Below are 22,504 nucleotides of genomic sequence, written 5' to 3'. Positions count from 1 at the left end.
GTTAAGTGTTTCTAGAAGATTTTTGTCCAGCTGATTGCCGAGTTTTGTTGGTACTTCTGGTTTCGCCCACCTGGGCGAGTCCCTTTTCCAGTCGCTGGAACGCCAGCCCGGTGAAAAGGAACCAAAAAACTTGCCCCATCATCCGGCCCGACTGCGTCGGGTTCCCTCACTCCATCGCCGTTACTCGCTACGCTCGCCCTTCGGGCCGCACTGAAGTGCGTTCGCCGCAAGCGGCGTCTGGGGGCCGGCGCGATGGGCCATCCATGGCCTGGCGCGCCTCTCGCGGCATCCATGCCGCTCGTCCCCCGGCGCAACGACTGCGTTCGGCCTCCTGGAGGGGCGTTGGCGGCTGCTCCAACTTTCTTCGCCCAGAGCATTGCCACGTGGTGCGCACGGACTTTCGTAGGATGGGTAGAGCGGAGCGAAACCCATGCGGTGGAGGTGGCACAAACCTTCGGGCGCCCGGAAAGGGCCGTGCTTGAGCGCCTGCATTAAAACCACAGCAGCTCACGCAGACAAAGCCAATGAATTTGCTCCCACACTGGCGGCGCTGCGCGCCGCTTGGCGACTGAAGTCGCCCCTACACACCCCTACACACCCCTGAATGCGCCTGTATGCACCGCTTGCAACGGTGTACGACCCCATCACCCGACCCGCAGTACCCCGGTATCGATGGCCAGGTGCACCAGCTCCGCCTGGGAGCTGACCTGCAGCTTGTTCTTCAGCATCGTCAGGTAGTTGGAAACCGTCTTGGCGCTGATGCACAGGTGCTCGGCGATGCTGCGTGCGGGCATGCCGCGGGCGAGCATGGTGAAGATTTCCAGCTCGCGCTGGGTCATGCCGGAGAGACGCGGGTCGCCGGCCTGGTGCGCCGGGTGGCAGGCGAGCTGGGTGGCCAGGGGCTGCTCGATGTAGGCGTGCCCGGCGAGGATGCGCCGCACCGCTTCCACCAGCACCTCGGGCGCGGAGTTCTTGGTGATGTAGCCGGCGGCACCGGCGTCCAGGGCCTGGCGCACCAGGGGCAGCTCGTCGTGCATGCTGAAGAACAGCACGCGCAACTGCGGCAGGCGTTGGCGCAGCCGGCGGGTGGTTTCCAGGCCGCTGATGCCCGGCAGCGAGAGATCCATCACCACCAGGTTGGGAATGCTGTCCTGCACCAGTTGCAGGGCCTGCTCGCCGCTGGCCGCTTCGCTCACCTCCACCTCGGGCAGCAGGCCGCGCAGCAGGCTGGCGTAGCCCTGGCGCACCACGGAATGGTCGTCCACCAGCAGAATCTTCATCGCAGGTTCTCCAGGTTGTTCAGGCTTCGCCCAGGGGAATGCTCAAGCGCACCAGCCAGCCGCCGCCGGCGCGGGTGCGCAGGCGCAGATCGCCGCCCAGGCAGCGCGCCCGCTCCAGCATGGAACGCAGGCCGATGCCGGGCCGTGGCGGCTGCACGGCGCCCCGGCCGTTGTCGCCCACCAGCAGGCGCAAGCGCCGGCCGCGGCGCTCCAGGCGCACGCTCACCGCACTGGCATCGGCGTGGCGGGCGATGTTGGTCAGGGCTTCCTGCAACAGGCGGTAGAGATGGGCCTGGTCGGCGGTGGGCAGCACCGGCAGGTCCTCGCCCAGGCGCAACTGGCAATCGACGCCCTGGGCGCTGCGCCACTGCTCGGTGAGCAGCTCGATGGCCTCGCCCAGGTGCAGGCGCTCCAGCACCACGGGGTAAAGGTCACGCACCAGCGCGCGGAAGCTGTCCTGCATGCGCTGGCAGTTGTCCTCCAGGCTGCGCAGGGTGGCACCGGCGCCCGGCGCCTGGCCGGTCATGGAGCGCAACAGCAGCAGCTGCGCGCGGATGCCGGCGAGGTACTGGCCGATGTCGTCGTGCAGGGCCAGGGCCAGGTGCTTGCGCTCGTGCTCCTGCAGCGCCAGCAGGTCGCGGGTCAGCTCGGCGTTGTCGTTGCGCACCTGCTCCAGGGTGCTGGCCATCTCGTTGAAGTGGCCGGCCAGCAGGCGTGCCTCGTGCAGCGAAGGCTGGTTGAGGCGTACCGCCAGGCGGCCCCGGGCGATCTCGTCGAAGCCGGCGCGCAGCTCGTCCAGTACCCGCAGGCCCCGGCGTACCGCGACGCGGATGGCCAGCAGGCTGAGGCCCAGGGCCAGGCCGAACAGCACCAGCAACTGGATGAGGGAGTCCTCCACCTCGTCCATCTCGTCCGCCGGGTCGACGCTGATCAGCACGCGGCGGCCATCGTCCAGTTGCAGCGGCTCGCCGTACTGCTCGGCGGGCGGGAACAGCCGCGCACCGAGCCAGGTGTCGAACCCGCGTAGTTGCGGGGGCGTCTCGCCCTGCCAGTGGATGCGCACATGGCGCAGGCCCCGCGCCAGGGCCGACTCCAGGGCCTTGGGGTCGCGCCGGGCGGCCTCGTGCAGGTACTCGACCACCGCGCGCGCGGCCACCATCTCGCGCTGCACGTCCTGGCTGGCCTGGCGCAGCAGCACCCCGGTACAGACCAGTGCCACTGCGGCGAAGAACAGCACCACCAGCAGGTTGATGCGGCCGAGGGTGCTCATCGCCCGAGGCCCGATGAAAACGCTGGGGGGGGCGCAGCGGGGGACGTACGGAAGCCATCCACGCCGATCAGGCTGAGGATCAGCAGCACGGGCAGCAACAGGGTCTTGAGCACACGCATGGCCGGGCCTCCCGGTCTCGTTCTTGTGCCTCCATGCTAGGGCCTTGGGCGAGCGGTCGGGCTACTACCTTGGTACTGCCCCGGCGCTACTTTCTGCATATTTCCCCAGGCCCGGGGCGGCCCTAGGCTGGCGCTACAAGAACGGGAGCCCCCGCCATGCGCCACCTTGCGCCCTATGCCCTGACCTACCTGCTGGCCCTGGCCGCCGCCGCGCTGCTGGCCAACCACGCCGTCGCCGCCGAGGCGCGCCAGCCGCTGGAGGTGCGCATCGGCTACCTCGGCTACAGCCCCGACCCGGGGCCGCTGCTGTCCAACGTCATCCCCGAGCCCCGCGACACCGGCTTGCGCGGCGCCGAGCTGGCGACCACCGACAACAACAGCACCGGGCGCTTCCTCAAGCAGCGCTACCAGTTGCTGGCGGCCAATGCCGAGAGCGAAGCCGAACTGCTGGACGCGGCACGCCAACAGCATGACCAGGGCCTGCGCCTGTTCGTGGTCAACGCACCGGCGCCCCTGCTGCGCCAGCTGTCGGCGGCGCTGCCGGACAGCCTGCTGTTCAACGCCGGCGCCGCCGACGATGCGCTGCGCACCGACGCCTGCCTGCCCAACGTGCTGCACAGCCTGCCCAGCCGCGCCATGCTCGCCGACGCCCTGGTGCAGTTCCTCGCCCTGCGCCAATGGAAGCGCTGGCTGCTGGTGGTCGGCCCGCGCCCCGAGGACCAGGCCTACGCCGCCGCCCTGCGTCGCGCTGCCGGGCGCTTCGGCCTGACGATCATCGGCGAGAAGCCCTGGACCTTCGACAACGAGCAGCGCCGCAGCGCCCAGGCCGACATGCCGCTGTTCACCCAGGCCGACGACTATGACGGCGTGCTGGTGGCCGACGAGCACGGCGATTTCGGCGAGTACCTGCCCTACAACACCTGGCTGCCTCGCCCGGTGGCCGGCACCCAGGGCCTGGTGCCCACCGGCTGGCACAAGACGGTGGAAACCTACGGTGCGGCGCAATTGCAGAAGCGCTTCGAGGACCTCACGGGGCGCTGGATGAACGATCGCGATTTCGCCGCCTGGGTGGCCACGCGCAGCATCGCCAGCGCCGTCACCCGCCTGGGCGCCGCCGATGCCGCCGCGATCCGCACCCTGGAGCTGTCGCCGGACCTGCCCCTGGACGGCTTCAAGGGCCGCAAGCTGAGCTACCGCCCCTGGGACGGCCAGTTGCGCCAGCCCATCGAGCTGATCCAGCCACGCGCGCTGATCAGCACCTCGCCCCAGGAAGGTTTTCTTCACCCCTTCAGCGAACTCGACACCCTCGGCCACGACGCGCCGGAGAGCCGCTGCCGGCTGGCCGAGGTTGCCCTGGAAGCCACGCCATGAACGCCCAGAACAAGGACCCCGCCATGCCCCGCCTCCCCCTCACCCTGCTCGGCGCCGCGCTGCTGCTGGCCAGCGGCGCCACCTTCGCCGCAACCGCCTACGTCTCCAACGAGAAGGACAACGCCGTCAGCGTGATCGACATGGACAGCCTGACGGTCACCGCCAGCCTGCCGGTGGGCAAGCGCCCGCGCGGCCTGGCGCTGTCCAGCGACAACCGGCAGCTGTACATCTGCGCCAGCGATTCGGACACCGTGCAGGTGATGGACCTGGCCACGCGGCAGATCATCAAGGAGCTACCCTCCGGCGCCGACCCCGAGCAGTTCGCCCTGCACCCCAACGACCGCTGGCTGTACATCTCCAACGAGGACGATGCGCTGGTCACGGTGGTCGACACCCAGAGCAGCCAGGTGCTGGCGCAGATCGACGTCGGCGTGGAGCCCGAGGGCATGGCGGTGAGCCCGGACGGCAAGTGGGCGATCAACACCAGCGAGACCACCAACATGCTGCACTGGATCGACACCTCGACCCAGACGCTGGTGGACAACACCCTGGTGGACCAGCGCCCGCGCCATGTGGAGTTCGACCACGACGGCAAGCGCCTGTGGGCTTCGGCCGAGATCGGCGGCACCGTCACCGTGGTCGACGTGGCCACGCGCAGCATCCAGAAGACCCTGAAGTTTCAGATCAAGGGCGTGCACCCGGACAAGGTGCAGCCAGTGGGGGTCAAGCTGACCCGCGACGGCCGCTACGCCTTCGTGGCCCTGGGCCCGGCCAACCATGTGGCGGTGGTGGATGCGAAAACCCTGGAGGTGCTCGACTACCTGCTGGTGGGCCGGCGCGTCTGGCACCTGGCCTTCAGCCCCGACGAGAAGACCCTGCTGGCCACCAACGGCATCAGCGGCGACGTCTCGGTGATCGACGTCGACAGCCTCAAGGTGACCCGGTCGATCAAGGTCGGCCGCTACCCCTGGGGCGTGGTGGTGGCGCCATGAACGCACTGGAGGTGGAGGGCGTTGGCTTCGACTACGGCCCGCGCCGCGCACTGGATGAGGTGAGTTTCGCCCTGGAGCCGAGCCGCTTCACCGCGCTGCTGGGGCCCAACGGCGCCGGCAAGTCCACCCTGGTGGCGCTGCTCAGCCGCCTCTACGACCTGCAGCGCGGCGATATCCGCGTCGCCGGCCATTCCCTGCGCCGGCAGCCGCGCCTGGCCCTGCGCCAGCTCGGCGTGGTGTTCCAGCAGAGCACCCTGGACCTCGACCTCTCGGTGGAGCAGAACCTGCGCTACCACGCTGCCCTGCACGGCATGCCGCGCCAGCTGGCGGCCGCGCGCATCGACCAGGAGCTGGCGCGCCAGGGCCTGGGCGAACGCCGCCGTGACAGCGTGCGCGCGCTCAATGGCGGCCACCGCCGGCGCGTGGAAATCGCCCGTGCCCTGCTCCACCGCCCACGCCTGCTGCTGCTCGACGAGGCCAGCGTCGGCCTCGACCCGGCCAGCCGCCAGGCCCTCAACCACCATGTGCGCCAACTGTGCGACGACGAAGGCCTGAGCGTGCTGTGGACCACTCACCTGCTGGACGAAGTACGCGGCGAGGACGCCCTGCTGGTGCTCGACCAGGGCCGCCTGGTGGCCTCCGGCACCGCCGGCGAGCTGAGTGCGGCCCATGGCGGCGGCCTGGCCGGTGCCTTCGGCGAGCTCACCCGGCCGAGGGCGCGGGCATGAACGCCGGTGCTTATTGGCAATGCCTGCGCGGTATCGTCGGGCGCGAGTGGCTGCGCTTCGTGCTGCAGCGCTCGCGCTTTCTCAGCGCCCTGGTGCGGCCGCTGCTGTGGCTGCTGGTGTTCGCCGCCGGCTTCCGCGCGGCGCTGGGCATCGCCATCATCGACCCCTACGCCACCTACATCACCTACGAGACCTACATCGTCCCGGGGCTGGCCTGCATGATCCTGCTGTTCAACGGCATGCAGGGCTCGCTGTCGATGGTCTACGACCGCGAGATGGGCAGCATGCGCGTGCTGCTCACCAGCCCGCTGCCGCGCCCCTTCCTGCTCGGCGCCAAGCTGCTGGCCACGGCGCTGGTGTCGCTGCTGCAGGTGTATGCCTTTCTCGCCATCGCCTGGCTCTATGGCGTGCAACCGCCGGCCTGGGGCCTGCTCGCCGCCCTGCCCGCGCTGCTGCTGGCGGCGCTGCTGCTCAGTGCCCTGGGGCTGCTGCTGTCGAACTTCATCCGCCAGTTGGAGAACTTCGCCGGGGTGATGAATTTCGTGATCTTCCCGCTGTTCTTCCTCTCCTCGGCGCTCTACCCCCTGTGGAAGATGCGCGAGGCCAGCGAGTGGCTGTACTGGCTGTGCGCGGCCAATCCCTTCAGCCACGCGGTGGAGCTGGTGCGCTTCGCCCTGTACGAGCGGCTCAACCCGCTGGCGCTCGGCGTGTGCCTGGGCCTGACGCTGGTCTTCGCGGTGGCGGCGGTGGCCAGCTTCAACCCGCAGCACGCGGCGCTGCGCCGAGCCGGCTGAGGCGGGAAAACTACTACTTTGGTACGGGTTTCCCTCTCCAACGTAGGATTTCCAAAGGCGCGCGGCTGGCTTGTAATGCGGGCCATAAGAATAAAGAGATGCCTGCCATGCGAGTCCTCATCGCCTCACTGCTGTGCCTGCCCCTCCTGTTTTCGGCCGCCGCCCGGGCCGACGCCGAGCCATCGCTGTTCTCCGCCGACGGCTACCGCACCGACCGCTACCGCAGCCCCACGCCCGCCGAGGCCGACCACGCCCGCACCCTGGACACCCCCGGCCTGCGCCAGCTGCTGGAACGCGACCCGCGCACGCAACTCATCGACGTCTACCGCCGCCAGTTCCTCGAAGGCCGCTTCATCGCCGACGAGCCCCACGCCAACCTGCCCGGCAGCCTGTGGCTGGCCAACACCGGCAACGGCGAGCTGGACGCGCGCTGGCAGGCCTACTTCGCCGACAACCTGAAGAAGGCGAGCCAGGGCGACCTGCACTGGCCGCTGGTGTTCTACTGCCGTTCCGACTGCTGGTTGAGCTGGAACGCGCAACGGCGCGCCCATGCACTGGGCTACCGCAATCTCTACTGGTACCGTGACGGCATCGACGCCTGGGAACAGGCCGGCCTGCCGCTGCAACCCGCCGAGCCCGTGCCCCTGCCCTGAATCCGCGCCCGACAGCCCCTCCATAATCAGAACAATGAGGTGAATGGCCATGTACAAGATCCTGATCGCCGACGATCACCCGCTGTTCCGCGAGGCCATCCACAACGTCATCAGCGACGGCTTCCCCGACAGCGAAGTGATGGAGACCGCCGACCTCGACAGCGCCCTGGGCCTGACCCAGGAACACGAAGACCTCGACCTCATCCTGCTCGACCTGAACATGCCCGGCATGCACGGCCTCAACGGCCTGATCAACCTGCGCAACGAGGCGCCGACCATCCCGGTGGTGATCGTCTCCGCCGAGCAGGACAAGCAGATCGTGCTGCAGGCCATCACCTACGGCGCGGTGGGGTTCATCACCAAGTCCTCGCCACGGGCGCAGATGACCGACGCCATCGAACAGATCCTCAACGGCAACGTCTACCTGCCCTCGGACATCATCCGCACCCAGAAGAGCTCGCCCCGGCGCAACCACCAGGACGAGCACGGCATCCCCCCGGAACTGCTGCAGGCGCTGACCCGCAAGCAGCTGCTGGTGCTGGAACGCATGACCAAGGGCGAATCGAACAAGCAGATCGCCTACAACCTCGACATCGCCGAAACCACGGTCAAGGCCCACGTCTCCGCCATCCTGCGCAAGCTCAACGTGCACAACCGCGTGCAGGCGATCCTCTGCGCGGGGGATATCGATTTCGCGGCGTATCTGCGGCGTTGAGGGCGGTGGAAGCTAACGCGACACCCCGGCTTCTCGGGTAGGCGGAGACTCCGCCCGGTGGAGGTAAAAAGCGACCTCCACCCTACACATGCCCGGACTTCCCGGTGGCTGGCAGACCGTAGGGCGGGTGCAACCCGCGACGCCCAAGCGCCCCCGCCTCGACTCACCCGCCCCGCTCGATCAGGTGGTTCATCGCGGCCTTGAGCTTCATCGGGCGGACGGGTTTGTGCATCAGGGTGTGGCCGAGCTCGCGCATCTGCTGGCGCAGTTCGTTGCTGTAGTTGGCGGTGATCATCAGGGCGGGCAAGGCGGTGCCGCGGCGGGCGTTGATGCTGGCGACGGCATCGACGCCGTTGTGGCCGTTGTCAAGGTGGTAGTCGGCGATCAGCAGGTCGGCGTCGGCGTGGTAGTTGTCCACCTGGCGGGCCAGGTCTTCTTCCGAGAGTGCGGTCACCACCTGGCAGCCCCAGCCTTCGAGCAGGGTGCGCATGCCGGCGCAGATGGCTGCATCGTTATCCAGTACCCACACCCGCGAGCCGCGCAGGCGCTCCACCAGCATTTCCGGGGTGCTCGCCTCGACCCGCGCCCGGGGCGCGCGCTTGGCCAGGGGCACTTCGATGCTGAAGCGCGAGCCGTGGCCAAGGCGCGAGCGCACCTGGATGCGGTGGCCGAGCATGCCGGCGATCTTGTCGACGATGGCCAGGCCCAGACCCAGGCCCCGGTCCTGCTTGGGCCGCTGCGAATCGCCGCGCTTGAACTCCTGGAAGATCTCCTTGAGCTTGTCCTCGGCGATGCCGATGCCGCTGTCCCAGACTTCGATGGACAGGCTCTGCCGGTGCCGCCGGCAGCCCAGCAGCACGCGGCCGCTGGGGGTGTAGCGGATGGCGTTGCTGAGCAGGTTGCGCAGGATGCGCGCCAGCAATTGGATGTCACTGCGCACCAGCGCCGAGCTGGGCACGAAGTGCAGGCTGAGCCCTTCGCTGGCGGCCGCCTGGCGGAACTCCACGGCGAGGTTGTCGAGCAACTCGGCGACGGCGAAGGGCGCGATGTCGGGCTTGATCACCCCGGCGTCGAGCTTGGAGATGTCCACCAGGGTGCCCAGCAGGCTTTCCACGTCATCCAGCGAGTTGCTGATGTTGCGCACCAGCGCCGTGCTCACCGCCTGCTCGCGCTGCTCTTGCAGGGCACTGGTGAATAGCCGCGCGGCGTTGAGCGGTTGCAACAGGTCGTGGCTGACGGCGGCGAGGAACTTGGTCTTCGACAGGTTGGCCTGCTCGGCCTCGCGCTTGGCTTCGCGCAGGCGCAGTTCCACCTGGCTGCGCTCGCCGATCTCGCGCAGCAGCTGGTCGTTGAGCTGGGTGAGCTCGGCGGTGCGTTCGCGCACCCGCTGCTCCAGGTTCTGGTAGGCCAGGTGCAGGGCTTCGGCCGTGCGGCGGCGCTCGGTGATGTCGCGGATCAGCACGAAGATGCCCACCACCTCGCCATTGGCCAGGCGGTTGGGCACGTAGGAGCGCAGCATGTAGCGCTCCTGGCCGTTGAGGTTGGTTTCGGCCACCTCGAAGGTGACGCTCTCGCCGGACAGCGCCCGTTCCACATAGGGCTCCAGGCGCCGCCAGTGCTCCTCGCTGTGCACCTCGCGCAGGCGCTGGCCGAGCATGCCGCCACGGGGCCAGCGGTACCACTCCTCGTAGACCTTGTTGGTGAATTCGTAGACCAGCTCGGCGTTGAGGTAGGCGATCAGCGCCGGCACGTGGTCGGTGATCAGGCGGATCCAGCGTTCGCTTTCGGCCAGCGCCTCGGCGTGGCGATAGCGCTCGGTGATGTCGGTGAAGGTGTTGACGAAGCCGCCGGTGGGCAGCGCGTGGGTGCGCACCTCCAGCATGCGGCCGTCGAACAGGCGCTGCTCCAGCTCGCGCACCGGGCGGCCGTTGGCGTCGCGGGTCTGTGGGGTCAGCAGCGCCAGCTCGCTGTCGGCCATGACCTCGGCGAAGGGCCGGTGGGCCTGGATCGGTGCCAGGCCGCAGAGCTCGAGGAAGCGGTGGTTCCACAGCTCCAGGGTGCCTTCGGCGCCGACCATGGCCATGCCCTGGGAGAGGTTGTCCACGGCGCGCTGCAGCAGCCGCGACTTCTGCGCCAGGGCCTGTTCGCGGCGCATGGTTTCGCTGACCTTGAGCTCGGTGATGTCGGTGTAGAGGATCACCAGCCCGCCCTCGCGGGTGGGCCGCTCGCTGACCTGCACCCAGCGACCGTCCTGCAGGCGGTAGAGGCTGTGTTCGTTGTCGCTGCTGCGCTGCTCTTCGACGATCAGCCCGGTGCTTTCGGCCAGGCGCTTGATCTCCGAGAGCCGGGTGCCGCTGATGATGCGCGCGCGGCTGTGGGCCCAGAAGGACTTGAAGCGGCTGTTGAACAGGACGATGCGCTGCTCCTTGTCGAACAGCACGAAGGCGTCGGAGATGCTTTCGATGGCGTCCACCAGGTGCTGGTGGGCCGTCTCGGCGCGCAGCCGCGCATCGCTGAGCAGCTGGTTGCTGGCCTTGAGCTCGGACATCGCCTGGTTCAGCGCGTCGGTGCGTTCGCGCACCTGCTCGGCCAGCACCACCGAGTGCTGGAAGGCGGCGTAGGCGTCGTCACGGCGGGCGGCGCTGGACTCGACCCGCTCGATCAGCGCGGCGTTGATGCGCCGCAGCTTGTGGTTGTCGCTCTCCAGTTGGGCGATGCGCGCAGCCTGGTCAGCGGCCTGTATCGCCGGGGCGGCGTCCGATGGCGACACCGGTGAAGGTCTGGTTGATGTGCATGCCATTGAACTGTTCCCCGTAGGTGTTGAAACCGATGACGCGCTGGCGACGGAGGAATTCGCCGGTCTGCTCGACGCCGCCGTCGCTCTCGATTTCCAGGCGGCGCAGGAAGCAGTCGCAGCCGATGGTCAGCAGTGGCGGGCCGAGGCGCTGCTCCAGGCGCTGGAACAGGGCCTGGAGGTTGGGTAGCAGCGGCCCCGGGCGCATGCCGGTGAGGACGATGCCGTTCTCCACGGCGCAGTAGAAGCTGAGGCTGAGGTCGTCGTTGACCCGCTGGATGGAGCGCACGTAGTACTGGTCGTTGACCCGCACCGCCAGCGGGTGGGCGGCGAACAGGCGGTGGTCCAGTGCCGCCAGCGGCACGCCGATCCACTGGGCGTATTCCTGGGCGGCGGGCTCGGCGTTGAGTTCGAAGACGCGGCGGCTGGCGCTGTCGGCGCGGGTGACCACCAGCTTCTCGTCGCTGGGCAGGATGTGGTGGGTGCTGAAGACTTCGAAATCCAGCTGGGTGTTGACCAGCACCACCACCGCGGCGCCGGTGTGGAACTGGCCGCCGTGGTAGACGTGGGTGTGGGTGAGGTGGTTGTCGTCGCCGGCCGAGCCGCCGAAATGCGGAATGCTGCCGAAGGCCGCGCTGAGGGCGGCGAGCACCACCTCCTCGCGGCTGGAGAGGCCGTCGAGCAGGGTCAGGGCGAAGCTGTGGTCCTTGATCGGCGCCAGGGAGTTGCTGCGGCAGTCGCTGACCAGGCGCTCCACCAGTTGCTGGGCGTCGATCAGGCTGAAGCGCTCCATCTCGTCGATCAGCGCACTGCCGATGGAGAAGCTGCGGTAGTCGAAGCCCACCGCGCTGACGCAGCCGCGCCCGTAGCCGTTGGGGGTGATTTCGCCGGCGCTGGTGCAACCCACCAGTTCGATGCCGCCGAAATACTGCTCCAGCGCCGCGCCCAGGGCCGGCAGGTCGTACTCCGCCGAGCAGAAGAACAGCACGAAGCCCAGGTGCGGGTGGATCAGCTGGCGCGCCAGGTCCTGGGCCACGGCTTCGGCCTCGGTGGCGCTGGACATGGCGGTGACCACGCCCTCGTCCTGGTGCTGTTGCATGGGGCGCCTCTCGCGAATGGGCCTGCAGATGCTGTGGATTCTACGGAGCGACCCGGGGCCGCCCCATCCTTCTTGGGTAGTGGCGGGCTCGTTCGAAGGGATGAGGCGGCACTGACGATTGCGTTCGGCCTCGGGGAGCGGCCCGGCCACTCATTCGGTCCTGGATGGGTGTGCGCGGGATCTTCGAGGTGCGCGCGGCACACCCTACGCGGGGCTGCGAGTTCTTCGCAGGATGGGCGCCTTCGATAGGGGAATCAGGCATCACGATGAGCCACGGCCCGGCTCCGCCTGGTGGAGGTAAAAAGCGACCTCCACCCTACGCAGCGGTCGCGTCCATTGGTGGCATGACGCTTTCTGAAGCCCGCCAGGGTAGGAGCGAATTCATTCGCGAAACCACTCCCCATAGAACGCAAAAAAGGCGGGAGGCATGCGCCATCCCGCCAAAACACAAGGGAGCATTGCAGGGTGGGGCCTTACCAGTTGAGCACCAGGCCGAGGGCGACGGTGTCGGTGTCTTCGTTCTGCGCGGAGCCGGCGTGGCCGTCGATTTCGAACTGGTTGTATTCGGCCACCAGCTTGAGGTTGTCGTTGACGTCGTGGAACAGGGCGATGCCGCGGGTTTCGTAGTCGGCGCCGGTGTTCACCGCGCCGTTGCCGTCGTCCTTGGTCTTGCCGTAGGAGAGCGCCAGGCGGTTCTTGCCGAAGCGGTAGGAGCCCTGCAGCAGGTAGCCGTCGCTGTCCACTTCACGCAGGGTCGCCTCGCCGGCGTTGTTGGTGAAGAAGGGGTTGATGCCCTTGGCCTGGAAGCCGGAGCCCACCACCGAGAAGTCGCCCATCTTCGCCTGCACGCCATAGCCCAGGCCCTTGGAGGTGACGCTGTCCACGGCCGGGTCGGTGTTGTCGGAGGTCTGGTAGCCGCCGTTGACCCAGGAGTAGATCTGCGCGCCGCCCAGCTCGAACTCGTAGGTGAGCTCGGATTCGAAGCGCGGGTTTTCCTGGTAGGCCTTGCCGGTGGGGCTGTCGTCGTTGGTGTCCACCGGGTCCATGATGCCCACGGCCAGGCGCAAGCCGTCGCTCTTGGGGCTGCGGTAGGTGATCTGTGAGGTGGGGAACGGATAGGGGTAGCCGCTGCCGATGTTGCCGAAGGAGACGCCACCGCCGTCCACCAGGCCCAGGGTGTCGCTGACCTGGCCGTAACCGGCGAGCATTTCGTCGAGGAGGATGTTGGAGCGCGCGAACAGGCCGAAGTCCTTGCCCACCAGCACCTCGCCCCAGTCGCTGCCAACGGTGCCGTAGAACTGGCGGACGTCGATGGCGGTGTCGGTGCCATTGGTTTCGCTGTCGTTGATGGTCACCCAGAAGGAGGCGCGGGCACCGAGCTTGAGGTCATCCACCTGCTTGCCCATGTTGAAACCGATCCAGTTGGGCAGGAAGCCCATCTTCACCCGCGACTGGCGACGGTCGAACTGCTCGCCTTCGCGGTCGACGTCGCTGTTGACGTAGAAGGCGTTGACGTAGCCGTCGGTGGAGAAGGTGGTGTCGTCCTTGTCGTAGAGGACGATCTCGGCCTTGGCCTGTTCCATGACAGCCAGGGCCAGGCCGGTGGTGAGGGCGAGGGGCAGGAATCCGATGGTGACGTTCTTGTTGTTGTACATGGCGCTCTCCGCTGGGTGGGACGACTCGCTCGAGCCGTGACGGAGGCGATTATCGAAACGCTGGAACACCCGCCATATGCGGCCTTGGCGCCGTTTCGCCGGTGCTTTGGCGCGCCCTGTACGGCCCTGGCGGAAAGACCCGGGCCGCCTCGCCGAGGGTAGCGGCGCGCAAGTCGCAACGGGCGGACGATGCCGTCGGCACGACCTGGGGAGGGGGTCGTACCGCTGCCTTGGTAGGGGATGAGGGGGTGTGGCGGAGGCGCTAAGGGAGTAGGCGTCAGTGCCAGCGCGGGCCGGGGCGCTCGTCGTTGGCCAGCACCAGCCAGCCGCCGCGGCCCTGTTGCAGGGCCTGCAGGGCGGCACGCAGGTCATCGCGGGTGGCATGTTCGAGGGCATCGGCGACACGGCGCGGCCAATCGTGGGAGTGGCCAGCCAGGTGCAGGTTCCAGACGCGCTCGGCGTCGTCCTCGCCCCCCTCGCGCAATTGCGCCAGCAGGGCCTGGCGCGCGGCTTCGCCATCGCCCAGGGCCTGGTCCAGCGCGGCAAGGAAGGTTTCGATATGCCCGAGCACCTGCGCCACCGTGGCGCTGGGCGATTGCACCCCGAACAGCAGACCGGCCTGGCCATTGATCAGGCGGAAGCCGGAGAACACCGCGTAGCCCAGTTGCAGCTCGCTGCGCAGGCGCTGGTAGAAATCCGCCTCCAGGCAACGCGCCAACCATTGCCAGCTGGCTTCGGTAAGGGCGTGCCGGTCCGGCAGCGGGCAGAACAGCAGCAGCGCGGCCTCGCCCTCCACCGCGTCCGGGCGGTGCCAGCGGTAGCTGGGCGCCAGCACCGCCGGGGCGTGATCGCGGGGGAGCCGCTGGCCCGGCAACCGCCGCAGCAGACCGTGCAGGAGTTCGCGCTGCCCGGCGTCGAGGCCGACGGCCATGACATCCCAGGCGGCATGTGCCCAGTGCCCGGCCAGGCGGGCGGGCGTTACCGCCCGGGCCACCTCGGTGCGAGGCACGGCGGCGTCCAGTACATCCGGCAGGTGCTGCAACAACTGGCGGATGGGCAATTCGGCGGCCTGGCGCTTGAGCCAGGCCCGGTGCAGGCGCAACCCCTGGTCACAGGCGGCCAGGGGCGGTTCGAGCAGCACCCTGAAGGTCGCGTCGAGCACCGCCGGCAGCATTTCAGCGGCACCGCGCAGGGCCAGCCGCCAATCTCGCCCCTGCTCGATGAAGTCGAGGCTGATGCCTTGCTGTTGCGCCCGGCTCTGGGTCGATCGCAACCCGCGCTGCAGGGCCTGGTAGAAACCCGCCGTGGCCAGCCCGGCGGGCAGGCGCCAGCGCAGGAACAGGGCCGCCCTTTCGGCATCGCCCGGGTGCTGGATCAGCGGCATCTCGCCCAGCGCCCCCAGGGCAGCCGGAACCGCGAAGGGGCTGAAGACCGGCACACCGGCGAAACGCCAGCGCACGTCGATCGCTGGCCAGGCCGGGATGCCGGCTTCCTCCAGTTCGAGCTGGAACCCGGCCACCTCCACCCGCCCTTGCAACGGCTCCCCGCTGACGAACAGCCGCACCAGCCGGGGTGGCGCCAACTGGGCCAGCAGCCGATGCAGGCTGCGCGCGTCCAGCGGCGCTTGCCCGGGGTCACGTTCCATCAGGCTGCGTGCCTGCTCCAGCGGCGCCGGTCGGGAATGGCCGGTGCGCATCTGGTGGCGCGCGAGCAGGTCCTGCCAGGGCTCCTGCTCGCGCAGGGCCGCGAGCCAGTGGAACAGCGCCGCCTCCAGGCGGGCACGGCTGTCGAGGTGGCCGTCGGCCAGGGCGATGTCCAGCATCAGCAACGCCTGGCCCTGGTCGAGGTGGGGCACCGACAGCTGCAGGCCGTCGCACAGCCCCTGCTCGCCGAGCCAGGCCTGCAGGCTGCCATCGGCCTCGTCCTGCAGCAGCTCACGCAACAGGTCCACCGCCTGGGGCAGCGTGGCGGGCTGGCCTTCCAGCGCGAAGGCCAGCCAGTAACGGGGCGCACCGGGCAGGCACATGCGCAGGCTGTGGCTGAACAAGGGCAACAGGGGCGGTACTTGGCGCTCAGCGGCCGGAGCCCCTGCGGGCAATAGGGCGCCGTGTCGCCGCGCCAGCTCGGCCAACTCATCGAGCGGCTGGGGGCCCAGCAGCACCAGGCGCATGCGCGCGCCCTGGTAGTGACTGCGATGGAACAGCGCCAAGTCGCCCTGGAATACCGGGTCTTCCACCGCCAGGCTGGCGCGGTTGCCGGCGTGGAAATCCGCCAGCGGGTGCCCCGGCGCCAGTGCCGCAGCCAGGGCGGATTGGGCCAGGGTCGAGGCATCGGCGGCGCGCGCCTGGTACTCGGCCTGCAACACCTCGCGCTCGCGCAGTTGCGCCTCGACCTCCAGCCGGGGCATGGCGAGCATATCCAGCAGGCGAGCCAGGCCGTCGTCCAGCGCGGCGGGCGGCAGCTCGAAGAAGTAGTCGGTGTGATGGGCCTGGGTGCTGGCATTGAGACGCCCACCGCAGGCCTGGATGAATGGCATCAGCCGCTGGTCGCCCGGGTAGCGACGGCCCCCGAGAAACAACAGGTGCTCGATGAAATGCGCCAGCCCGGGCCAGGCTGCGGGCTCGTCGTGGCTACCGGCCGCCACCCGCACCACCGCCGCGGCCTGACGCGCGCCGGGCACATGGCGCAGCAGCGCGGTGAGGCCGTTGTCGAGTACCAGGGAGCGGCTCGTGGGATCGGGGGCGGAGGTCATCCGGGCACCTTGGAAAATTTCGCTCAGCATCCTCAAGACCGGCCGACAGGGCAATGGTTCTTTCGGCGAGTGGTGCCGGGCCCCAGGTGAATTGACGTGCAGCGGTGCCTGCGTCCAGAATCCGCGCTCCTTCCCGTGCGGGCTCCATCCAGCCGGGCGGCCACGCTTCCCGGTGTGGCGCCGGCCTCAGGTCCTCCAGTCCCGATTTCCGCACGCTGCGCCTCGCGCACCCGAATACCTGGCTTGCCCAGGACACTCTCAGAACCGAACCCGTCGCCGCGAGCGGCCCGGCCTTCCCCTGCCCGCTGCTTGCGTGGGCGGGGCGGACGCCTGCGCGATGCCGTTCGCCCTTTCAGGAAACCGAGCAATGACAATGATCCGCCTCTCGAAAGCCGTCATGGTGCTGGCCATGGCCTTCTTCGCCTCGCTGGTGGCGTTCAACAACGTCACCGACTACGCCACCAACTTCGCCTTCGTCCACCACGTGTTCCTCATGGACACCACCTTCCCCGGCAACCAGTTGATGTACCGCGCCATCGAGGCGCCCTGGCTGCACCACGCCGGCTACATGGGCATCATCGCCCTGGAAACCGCCACCGCCCTGCTCTGCTGGCTCGGCGGCCTGCACCTGCTGCGCGCACTGCGGGCCAGCGACGCCGGCTTCCGCGCGGCCAAGCGCTGGGCCATAGCCGGCCTGACCCTTGGCTTCCTCACCTGGCAGGTGGCATTCATGTCGGTGGGCGGGGAATGGTTCGGCATGTGGATGTCCGAACAATGGAACGGCGTGCCGGACGCCTTCCGCTTCTTCATCACCCTGCTGGCGGTGCTGATCTACCTGACGCTGCCCAATGACGGCGGCGAGGCCTGAGCCCTGCGGCCATGAAAAAGCCCCGCCAGCGTGAGCTGTGCGGGGCTTCGTTATTCATGGTGTCCCAGAGTGGGCTCGAACCACCAACCTTCCCCTTAGGAGGGGGATGCTCTATCCAATTGAGCTACTGAGACAGCGTCCCTGGCAGAGGCCGCCGGGGAACGGGCGGCATGTTAACGGCGCTTGCGCGTTTTGTCATGCCACTGCCACGGCACTGCACCATACTTCTGCAAAAATCAGAGGGACCTCCGTCATGCCCCAGCCGCTTCCGCAGAACCTGCCCGATTCGCCGTTCACCACCGTTACCCTGCGCGCCGCCAGCCCGGCGGATGCACCGGCGCTGGCAGCCCTGCTGCACCAGTTGGGTGAGGACGAATCGCGCCCCGACCCTGCGCTGCTGGCCTTGCGCCTGAGCGAGTTGCCGAGTGGCCGCGAGGTGGTGGTGGCGGAGCGTGATGGGCGCCTGCTGGGCACTTGCACGGTGATTCTGGTGGAGCACCTGGCGCACAACTTCGCGCGCTCGGCAATCGTTGAAGACGTGGTGGTGGACAAGGGCGCGCGCGGCCTGGGCATCGGCCAGGCGCTGATGGACAAGGCCGCCGAACGCGGCCGTGCCTGGGGGTGCTACAAGCTGGTGCTGTCCAGCGGGCAGAGCCGCGAGGCGGCCCATCGTTTCTATGAATCCCTGGGCTACAAGCCCCACGGGATCAGCCTGTACCTCGATATCTGACGCCGCTTACGGGAATGGCGACGTGTTGCGGCCGCCCTTCCCGCCGCCTGGTCAGACGCGACCGAAGCGCTCTTCGGCGAGGCGGTCGGCGACCTCGGTGGTGGTACGGCCTTCCTCGTCGGCGCGGATGAAGATCTGCCGCAGGGTGTTGCCGATGCCTTCGATGTGGGCCTTCAGCTCCGCCGCGCTGCCACCGCTGCGCTCGAAGTAGACGTCGATGATGCCGCCGGCGTTGATGGCGTAGTCGGGTGCGTAGAGGCAGCCGTTGCGCTTGAGCTCCTCGGCCAGTTGCGCGTCGGCCAGCTGGTTGTTGGCACCCCCGGCGATGATAGGCACGCGCAGCGCTTCCAGGCTTTGCGGGTTGATGATGCCGCCCATGGCGCAGGGCGCGAAGACGTCGACATTGAGCCCGTAGATTTCATGTTGCAGCACGGCCTTGGCGCCCAGTTGTTCGACGGCGCGGCGCACGTTGGCGTCGACGATGTCGGTCACCCAGAGCTCGGCACCGGCGTCGCGCAGCAGGCGGGCGAGGTGGAAGCCGACCTGGCCGACGCCCTGGATGGCGACGCGCAGGCCCTTGAGGTCATCGCGACGCAGGCGGTGCTTGACCGCCACCTGGATGCCGATGAATACGCCATAGGCGGTGGACGGTGACGGGTCGCCGCTGCGCACGCCGCCGTCGAAGGCTTCGCGCTGGTTGGCACCGGCCACGTGGCGGCTGCGCTCGGCCATGATCTGCATTTCCGCTGGGCCGGTGCCGGAGTCGGCAGCGGTGATGTAGCGCCCGCCGAGGGTGTCGACGAAATCGCCCATGGCCTGGAACAGCGCTTCGCTCTTGCCGTTGTGGGGGTCGCCGATGATCACCGCCTTGCCGCCGCCCAGGGGCAGGTTGGCGAGGGCGGATTTGTAGGTCATGCCGCGGGACAGGCGCAGCACGTCACGCAGGGCTTGTTCGTCGTTGGCGTAGTTCCACATGCGGCAACCGCCGAGTGCGGGGCCGAGGTGGGTGTTGTGGATGGCGATGATGGCCTTGAGGCCGGATGCCTTGTCGTGACCGAAGACGACCTGTTCGTGGCCATCGAATTCGACGTGAGAGAAGACGGACATGGTGTACCTCTGTGTGCGTTTGTCTGGGTGAACGCCGGCCCTCCCCCCAAGGGAAGGCCGGTGATGGGAAGGCGTCAGGCAGCCGAGTCGAACAGCCGCACCACGTTGATCTGGGTGGCCAGGAGCTGGGCGCGCAGTTGCGCCTCGTGCTCGCGGGCCTTGGCCAGGCCGGCTTCCTTGACGTGGCCATAGCCACGGATCTGCTCCGGCAGTTCGGCGATGGCCACCGCGACGCGGTAGTTGTCGCCCCGCAGGTGGGCGAGCACGGCTTCGAGGTTGTCTTCGTAGCGGCCGATCAGCTCGCGCTCCAGGCGCCGTTCTTCGCTGTAGCCGAAGGGGTCCAGCGCACTGCCACGGAGGAATTTGAAGGTCGCCAGCAGGCCGAAAGCCTTGAGCATCCAGGGCCCGAAGCTGCGCTTGCGGGGCTGCCCGGTGCTCGGGTCGCGCTTGGCCAGCCAGGACGGCGCCAGGTGGAACTGCAGACGGTAGTCGCCGCTGAACTGGGCCTCGAGCTGCTTGCGGAAATCATCGGCGCTGTAGAGCCGCGCCACTTCGTATTCGTCCTTGTAGGCGAGGACCTTGAAGTAGTAGCGGGCGACGGCTTCGGTGAGTTCCTGGCCGGCACTGCTGTCGACCAGGCGCACGCGCGCCACCAGGTCGCTGTAGCGCTTGGCGTAGGCGGCGTCCTGGTAGGCGGTGAGGTAGTCGACGCGGAAGCGGATGATCTCGTCGAGGGTTTCGCAGGGTTTGGCCTGGGCCACTTCCGGTGCGGCGAGCTTCTCCACGGCGGGCAGGTCATGGGCGGCACGACGGCCCCAGAGGAAGGCTTCGCAGTTGAGTTTCACCGCCACGCCATTGAGCTGAATGGCCTTCTCGATGGCTTCGGCGGAGACCGGCACCAGCCCACGCTGGTAGGCATAGCCGAGCATGAACAGGTTGGTGGCGATGCTGTCGCCGAGCAGCCGCGTGGCCAGGCGGGTGGCGTCGATGAAGTGGGTTTTCTCCGCGCCGACGGCCTCGATCAGCGCCTGCTGCATGGCCTGGCCGGGGACCTGGGCATCCGGATTGCGGGTGAACTCGGCAGTGGCGGCCTCGTGGCTGTTGACCACGGCGGTGGCGATGCGCTCGTTGAGCTTGGCCAGGGCCTCTTCGCTGGCGGCGACCACCAGGTCGCAGCCGAGCAGCAGGTCGGTTTCACCGGCGGCGATGCGCACGGCGTGGATGTCGTCCTGCTTGGCGGCGATACGGATGTGGGTGATGACCGGGCCGAATTTCTGCGCCAGGCCGGCCTGGTCGAGCACGCTGCAGCCCTTGCCTTCGATGTGCGCGGCCATGCCCAGCAATGCACCGACCGTGGTCACGCCGCTGCCGCCGACACCCGGCAGGAGGATGTTCCAGGGGCGCTCCAGGCCAGGCTGGCGCGGCTCCGGCAGCACGGTGAAGAGAGCGCCGCTGCCGACCGCTTCGGGCTTGCGCAGCTCGCCGCCGTGAACGGTGACGAAGCTGGGGCAGAAGCCTTCGAGGCAGGAGAAGTCCTTGTTGCAGGCGTTCTGGTCGATCTCGCGCTTGCGCCCCAGTTCGGTTTCCAGGGGCAGTACGGAGAGGCAGTTGGACTTGACGCTGCAGTCGCCGCAGCCCTCGCACACGGCGGGGTTGATGAAGGCACGCTTGGCCGGGTCCACCAGCTTGCCGCGCTTGCGGCGGCGGCGTTTCTCGGTGGCGCAGGTCTGGTCGTAGATGATCACCGAGACACCATTGAACTCGCGCAGCTCGCGCTGCACGGCATCCAGCTCGCGGCGGTGGTGGAAGCTGACGATGGGCGCGAAGGTGGCGCGGGTGGGGTATTTCTCCGGCTCGTCGGTGACCAGGGCGATGCGTTTCACGCCCTCGGCGAAGACCTGCTGGCTGAGCTGGTCGACGCGCAGCTCGCCGTCGATGGGCTGCCCGCCGGTCATGGCCACGGCGTCGTTGTAGAGGATCTTGTAGGTGATGTTGACGCCAGCAGCCACGGCGGCGCGCAGAGCCAGTTGGCCGGAGTGGAAGTAGGTGCCGTCGCCGAGGTTCTGGAAGATGTGCGGCGTGTCGGTGAAGGGGGCCTGGCCGATCCAGGTGGCGCCCTCCCCGCCCATCTGGGTGAAGGTGTCGGTGTTGCGGTCCATCCACTGGGTCATGTAGTGGCAGCCGATGCCGCCCTGGGCGCGGCTGCCTTCGGGCAGCTTGGTGGAGGTGTTGTGCGGGCAGCCGGAGCAGAAGTGCGGGGTGCGTACGGTCTTGTGCTTGGGCTCGGCGAGGGCCTTTTCCTTGGCGGCGAGGAAGGCCAGGCGCGATTCGATCTGCTCGCTGGAGTAGATGGGTGCCAGGCGCTTGGCGATGACGCGGGCGATCATCGCCGGGGTCAGCTCGCTGAGGTTGGGCAGCAGGGAGTTGCCCTCCTCGTCGAACTCGCCGACCACGCGCGGGCGCTTGTCCACGGGCCAGTTGTAGAGCTGGCCGGTGAGCTGGTCTTCGATGATGCTGCGCTTTTCCTCGACCACGAGGATTTCATCCAGGCCCTGGGCGAACTGGTGCACGGAGACCGGCTCCAGCGGCCAGCTCATGCCGATCTTCAGCACGCGCAGGCCGACCTTGGCGCAGAGTTCATCATCCAGGCCGAGGTCCACCAGGGCCTGGCGCACATCGAGGTAGGACTTGCCGGTGGTGATGATGCCGAGGCGCGGGTTGGGCGAGTCGAGCTTGACCTGGTTGAGGTCATTGGCCAGGGCGAAGGCCCGGGCGGCGTAGATCTTGTAGGTGTTGAGGCGTTTTTCCTGGGCCAGAGGCGGGTCGGGCCAGCGGATGTGCACGCCGTCTTCGGGGAGGACGAAGTCGGTGGGGATCTTCACCTCGATGCGCAGCGGGTCGACGTCCACCACGGCGGAGGAGTCGACGTTCTCGGCGATGGTCTTGAGTGCCACCCAGCAGCCGCTGTAGCGCGAGAGCTCCCAGCCGATGATGCCGTAGTCGAGGATCTCCTGGACGTTGGCCGGGTTGAGCACCGGGATGGAGGCGGCGATGAAGGCGTGCTCGCTCTGGTTGGCGATGCTGGAGGACTTGCAGCCGTGGTCGTCACCGGCCAGCAACAGGACGCCGCCATGGGGCGCGACGCCGGCGGAGTTGCCGTGCTTGAAGACGTCGCCACAGCGGTCCACACCCGGGCCCTTGCCGTACCACATGGAGAACACGCCGTCGTAGCGCGCGCCGGGGAACAGGCTGGTCTGCTGGCTGCCCCACACGGCGGTGGCGGCGAGCTCTTCGTTGACGCCCGGCTGGAAATGGATGTGGTTTTCCTGGAGGAAGGACTTGGCCTCCCAGAGGCTTTTATCGAGGTTGCCGAGTGGCGAACCGCGATAGCCGGAGATGAAGCAGGCGGTGTTCAGGCCATGGGCCGTATCGCGTTGCTTCTGCAGCATCGGCAGGCGGGTAAGCGCCTGGGTGCCGGTGAGGTACAGATGACCGGTTGCAAGCCGGTATTTGTCATCCAGGCGGATCTCGGCCAGAGACATGCGGGCGCTCCTTTTATTTTTATGGCGACCAAGGA

At 68.2% G+C, this 22,504-nt stretch carries 17 protein-coding genes and 1 tRNA gene; 8 read left to right on the top strand and 10 right to left on the bottom strand.

The window, feature by feature from the left end; translation table 11 throughout:
* Nucleotides 1-644: 644 nt before the first annotated feature.
* The 3 genes from RTW82_RS29405 to RTW82_RS29395 are packed head-to-tail and all read right to left on the bottom strand — an operon-like array spanning nt 645 to nt 2,669.
* Nucleotides 645-1,280, bottom strand: coding sequence for a response regulator transcription factor (locus RTW82_RS29405; RefSeq protein ID WP_173172407.1), 636 nt, complete (start codon nt 1,278-1,280; stop codon nt 645-647).
* Between the two features lie 19 nt (nt 1,281-1,299).
* Entirely contained in the window at nt 1,300-2,550 is a 1,251-nt protein-coding gene (locus RTW82_RS29400; protein WP_316927305.1) for a HAMP domain-containing sensor histidine kinase, read from the bottom strand.
* Nucleotides 2,547-2,669, bottom strand: coding sequence for a hypothetical protein (locus RTW82_RS29395; protein ID WP_316927304.1), 123 nt, complete (start codon nt 2,667-2,669; stop codon nt 2,547-2,549). Before RTW82_RS29395 ends, RTW82_RS29400 begins: the two co-directional genes overlap by 4 nt.
* Nucleotides 2,670-2,825: 156 nt before the next feature.
* Between RTW82_RS29395 and RTW82_RS29390 the strand changes: the two genes are divergently transcribed.
* The 6 genes from RTW82_RS29390 (at nt 2,826) to RTW82_RS29365 (ending at nt 7,922) form a co-directional block, all read left to right on the top strand.
* Nucleotides 2,826-4,040, top strand: coding sequence for an ABC transporter substrate-binding protein (locus RTW82_RS29390; RefSeq protein WP_316927303.1), 1,215 nt, complete (start codon nt 2,826-2,828; stop codon nt 4,038-4,040).
* Nucleotides 4,041-4,063: 23 nt separating this feature from the next.
* A complete protein-coding gene (locus tag RTW82_RS29385; protein ID WP_316927302.1) occupies nt 4,064-5,032 on the top strand; it encodes a YVTN family beta-propeller repeat protein in 969 nt (322 codons plus the stop codon).
* Nucleotides 5,029-5,760 carry an ABC transporter ATP-binding protein gene (locus tag RTW82_RS29380; protein WP_316927301.1) on the top strand — a complete coding sequence of 244 codons (732 nt, stop codon included), beginning with the start codon at nt 5,029-5,031 and terminating at the stop codon, nt 5,758-5,760. The genes RTW82_RS29385 and RTW82_RS29380 overlap by 4 nt, the downstream gene beginning before the upstream one ends.
* On the top strand, nt 5,757-6,554 hold the full coding sequence (locus tag RTW82_RS29375; RefSeq protein ID WP_021218531.1) for an ABC transporter permease: 798 nt from the start codon (nt 5,757-5,759) through the stop codon (nt 6,552-6,554). Before RTW82_RS29380 ends, RTW82_RS29375 begins: the two co-directional genes overlap by 4 nt.
* Before the next feature lie 107 nt (nt 6,555-6,661).
* Nucleotides 6,662-7,207, top strand: coding sequence for a PQQ-dependent catabolism-associated CXXCW motif protein (locus tag RTW82_RS29370; RefSeq protein WP_316927300.1), 546 nt, complete (start codon nt 6,662-6,664; stop codon nt 7,205-7,207).
* A gap of 49 nt (nt 7,208-7,256) precedes the next feature.
* Nucleotides 7,257-7,922, top strand: coding sequence for a response regulator transcription factor (locus RTW82_RS29365; protein WP_316927299.1), 666 nt, complete (start codon nt 7,257-7,259; stop codon nt 7,920-7,922).
* Between the two features lie 163 nt (nt 7,923-8,085).
* On the opposite strand, the gene nahK is transcribed toward RTW82_RS29365, so the two are convergent.
* From nahK to pqqF, 4 genes are all read right to left on the bottom strand, one after another.
* A complete protein-coding gene (nahK, locus tag RTW82_RS29360) occupies nt 8,086-10,722 on the bottom strand; it encodes a hybrid sensor histidine kinase/response regulator NahK/ErcS' (RefSeq protein WP_316927298.1) in 2,637 nt (878 codons plus the stop codon).
* Nucleotides 10,652-11,815, bottom strand: a complete 1,164-nt coding sequence (gene nosP, locus RTW82_RS29355; RefSeq protein ID WP_316927297.1) for a nitric oxide-sensing protein NosP — start codon at nt 11,813-11,815, stop codon at nt 10,652-10,654. The genes nahK and nosP overlap by 71 nt, the downstream gene beginning before the upstream one ends.
* A 473-nt stretch (nt 11,816-12,288) precedes the next feature.
* Nucleotides 12,289-13,470 carry a porin gene (locus RTW82_RS29350; protein ID WP_316927296.1) on the bottom strand — a complete coding sequence of 394 codons (1,182 nt, stop codon included), beginning with the start codon at nt 13,468-13,470 and terminating at the stop codon, nt 12,289-12,291.
* Nucleotides 13,471-13,747: 277 nt separating this feature from the next.
* Entirely contained in the window at nt 13,748-16,222 is a 2,475-nt protein-coding gene (pqqF, locus tag RTW82_RS29345) for a pyrroloquinoline quinone biosynthesis protein PqqF (protein WP_316927295.1), read from the bottom strand.
* Between the two features lie 367 nt (nt 16,223-16,589).
* Between pqqF and RTW82_RS29340 the strand changes: the two genes are divergently transcribed.
* Nucleotides 16,590-17,090 (top strand): DUF2165 domain-containing protein, encoded by a 501-nt coding sequence (locus tag RTW82_RS29340; RefSeq protein WP_316927294.1) that lies wholly within the window; start codon nt 16,590-16,592, stop codon nt 17,088-17,090.
* Between the two features lie 57 nt (nt 17,091-17,147).
* Here the strand turns inward: RTW82_RS29340 and RTW82_RS29335 are convergent.
* Nucleotides 17,148-17,224, bottom strand: a tRNA-Arg gene (locus RTW82_RS29335).
* Nucleotides 17,225-17,304: 80 nt separating this feature from the next.
* On the opposite strand from RTW82_RS29335, the gene RTW82_RS29330 reads away from it, so the two are divergent.
* A complete protein-coding gene (locus tag RTW82_RS29330; RefSeq protein WP_410478875.1) occupies nt 17,305-17,820 on the top strand; it encodes a GNAT family N-acetyltransferase in 516 nt (171 codons plus the stop codon).
* Nucleotides 17,821-17,871: 51 nt separating this feature from the next.
* Here the strand turns inward: RTW82_RS29330 and RTW82_RS29325 are convergent, their stop codons facing one another.
* The gene (locus RTW82_RS29325) at nt 17,872-18,927 is read right to left on the bottom strand and encodes a Glu/Leu/Phe/Val dehydrogenase (RefSeq protein ID WP_316927293.1); all 1,056 of its coding nucleotides are present in this window, start codon (nt 18,925-18,927) and stop codon (nt 17,872-17,874) included.
* 74 nt (nt 18,928-19,001) lie between these two features.
* Nucleotides 19,002-22,469 (bottom strand): indolepyruvate ferredoxin oxidoreductase family protein, encoded by a 3,468-nt coding sequence (locus RTW82_RS29320; protein ID WP_316927292.1) that lies wholly within the window; start codon nt 22,467-22,469, stop codon nt 19,002-19,004.
* Nucleotides 22,470-22,504: the final 35 nt, after the last annotated feature.

The sequence above is a fragment of the Pseudomonas sp. zfem005 genome, from assembly GCF_032621735.1.
Classification (GTDB): Bacteria; Pseudomonadota; Gammaproteobacteria; order Pseudomonadales; family Pseudomonadaceae; genus Metapseudomonas; species Metapseudomonas solani.
The sequence above is the reverse complement of the archived record's forward strand: the minus strand, read 5'-3'. Positions and strand labels throughout refer to the sequence as shown.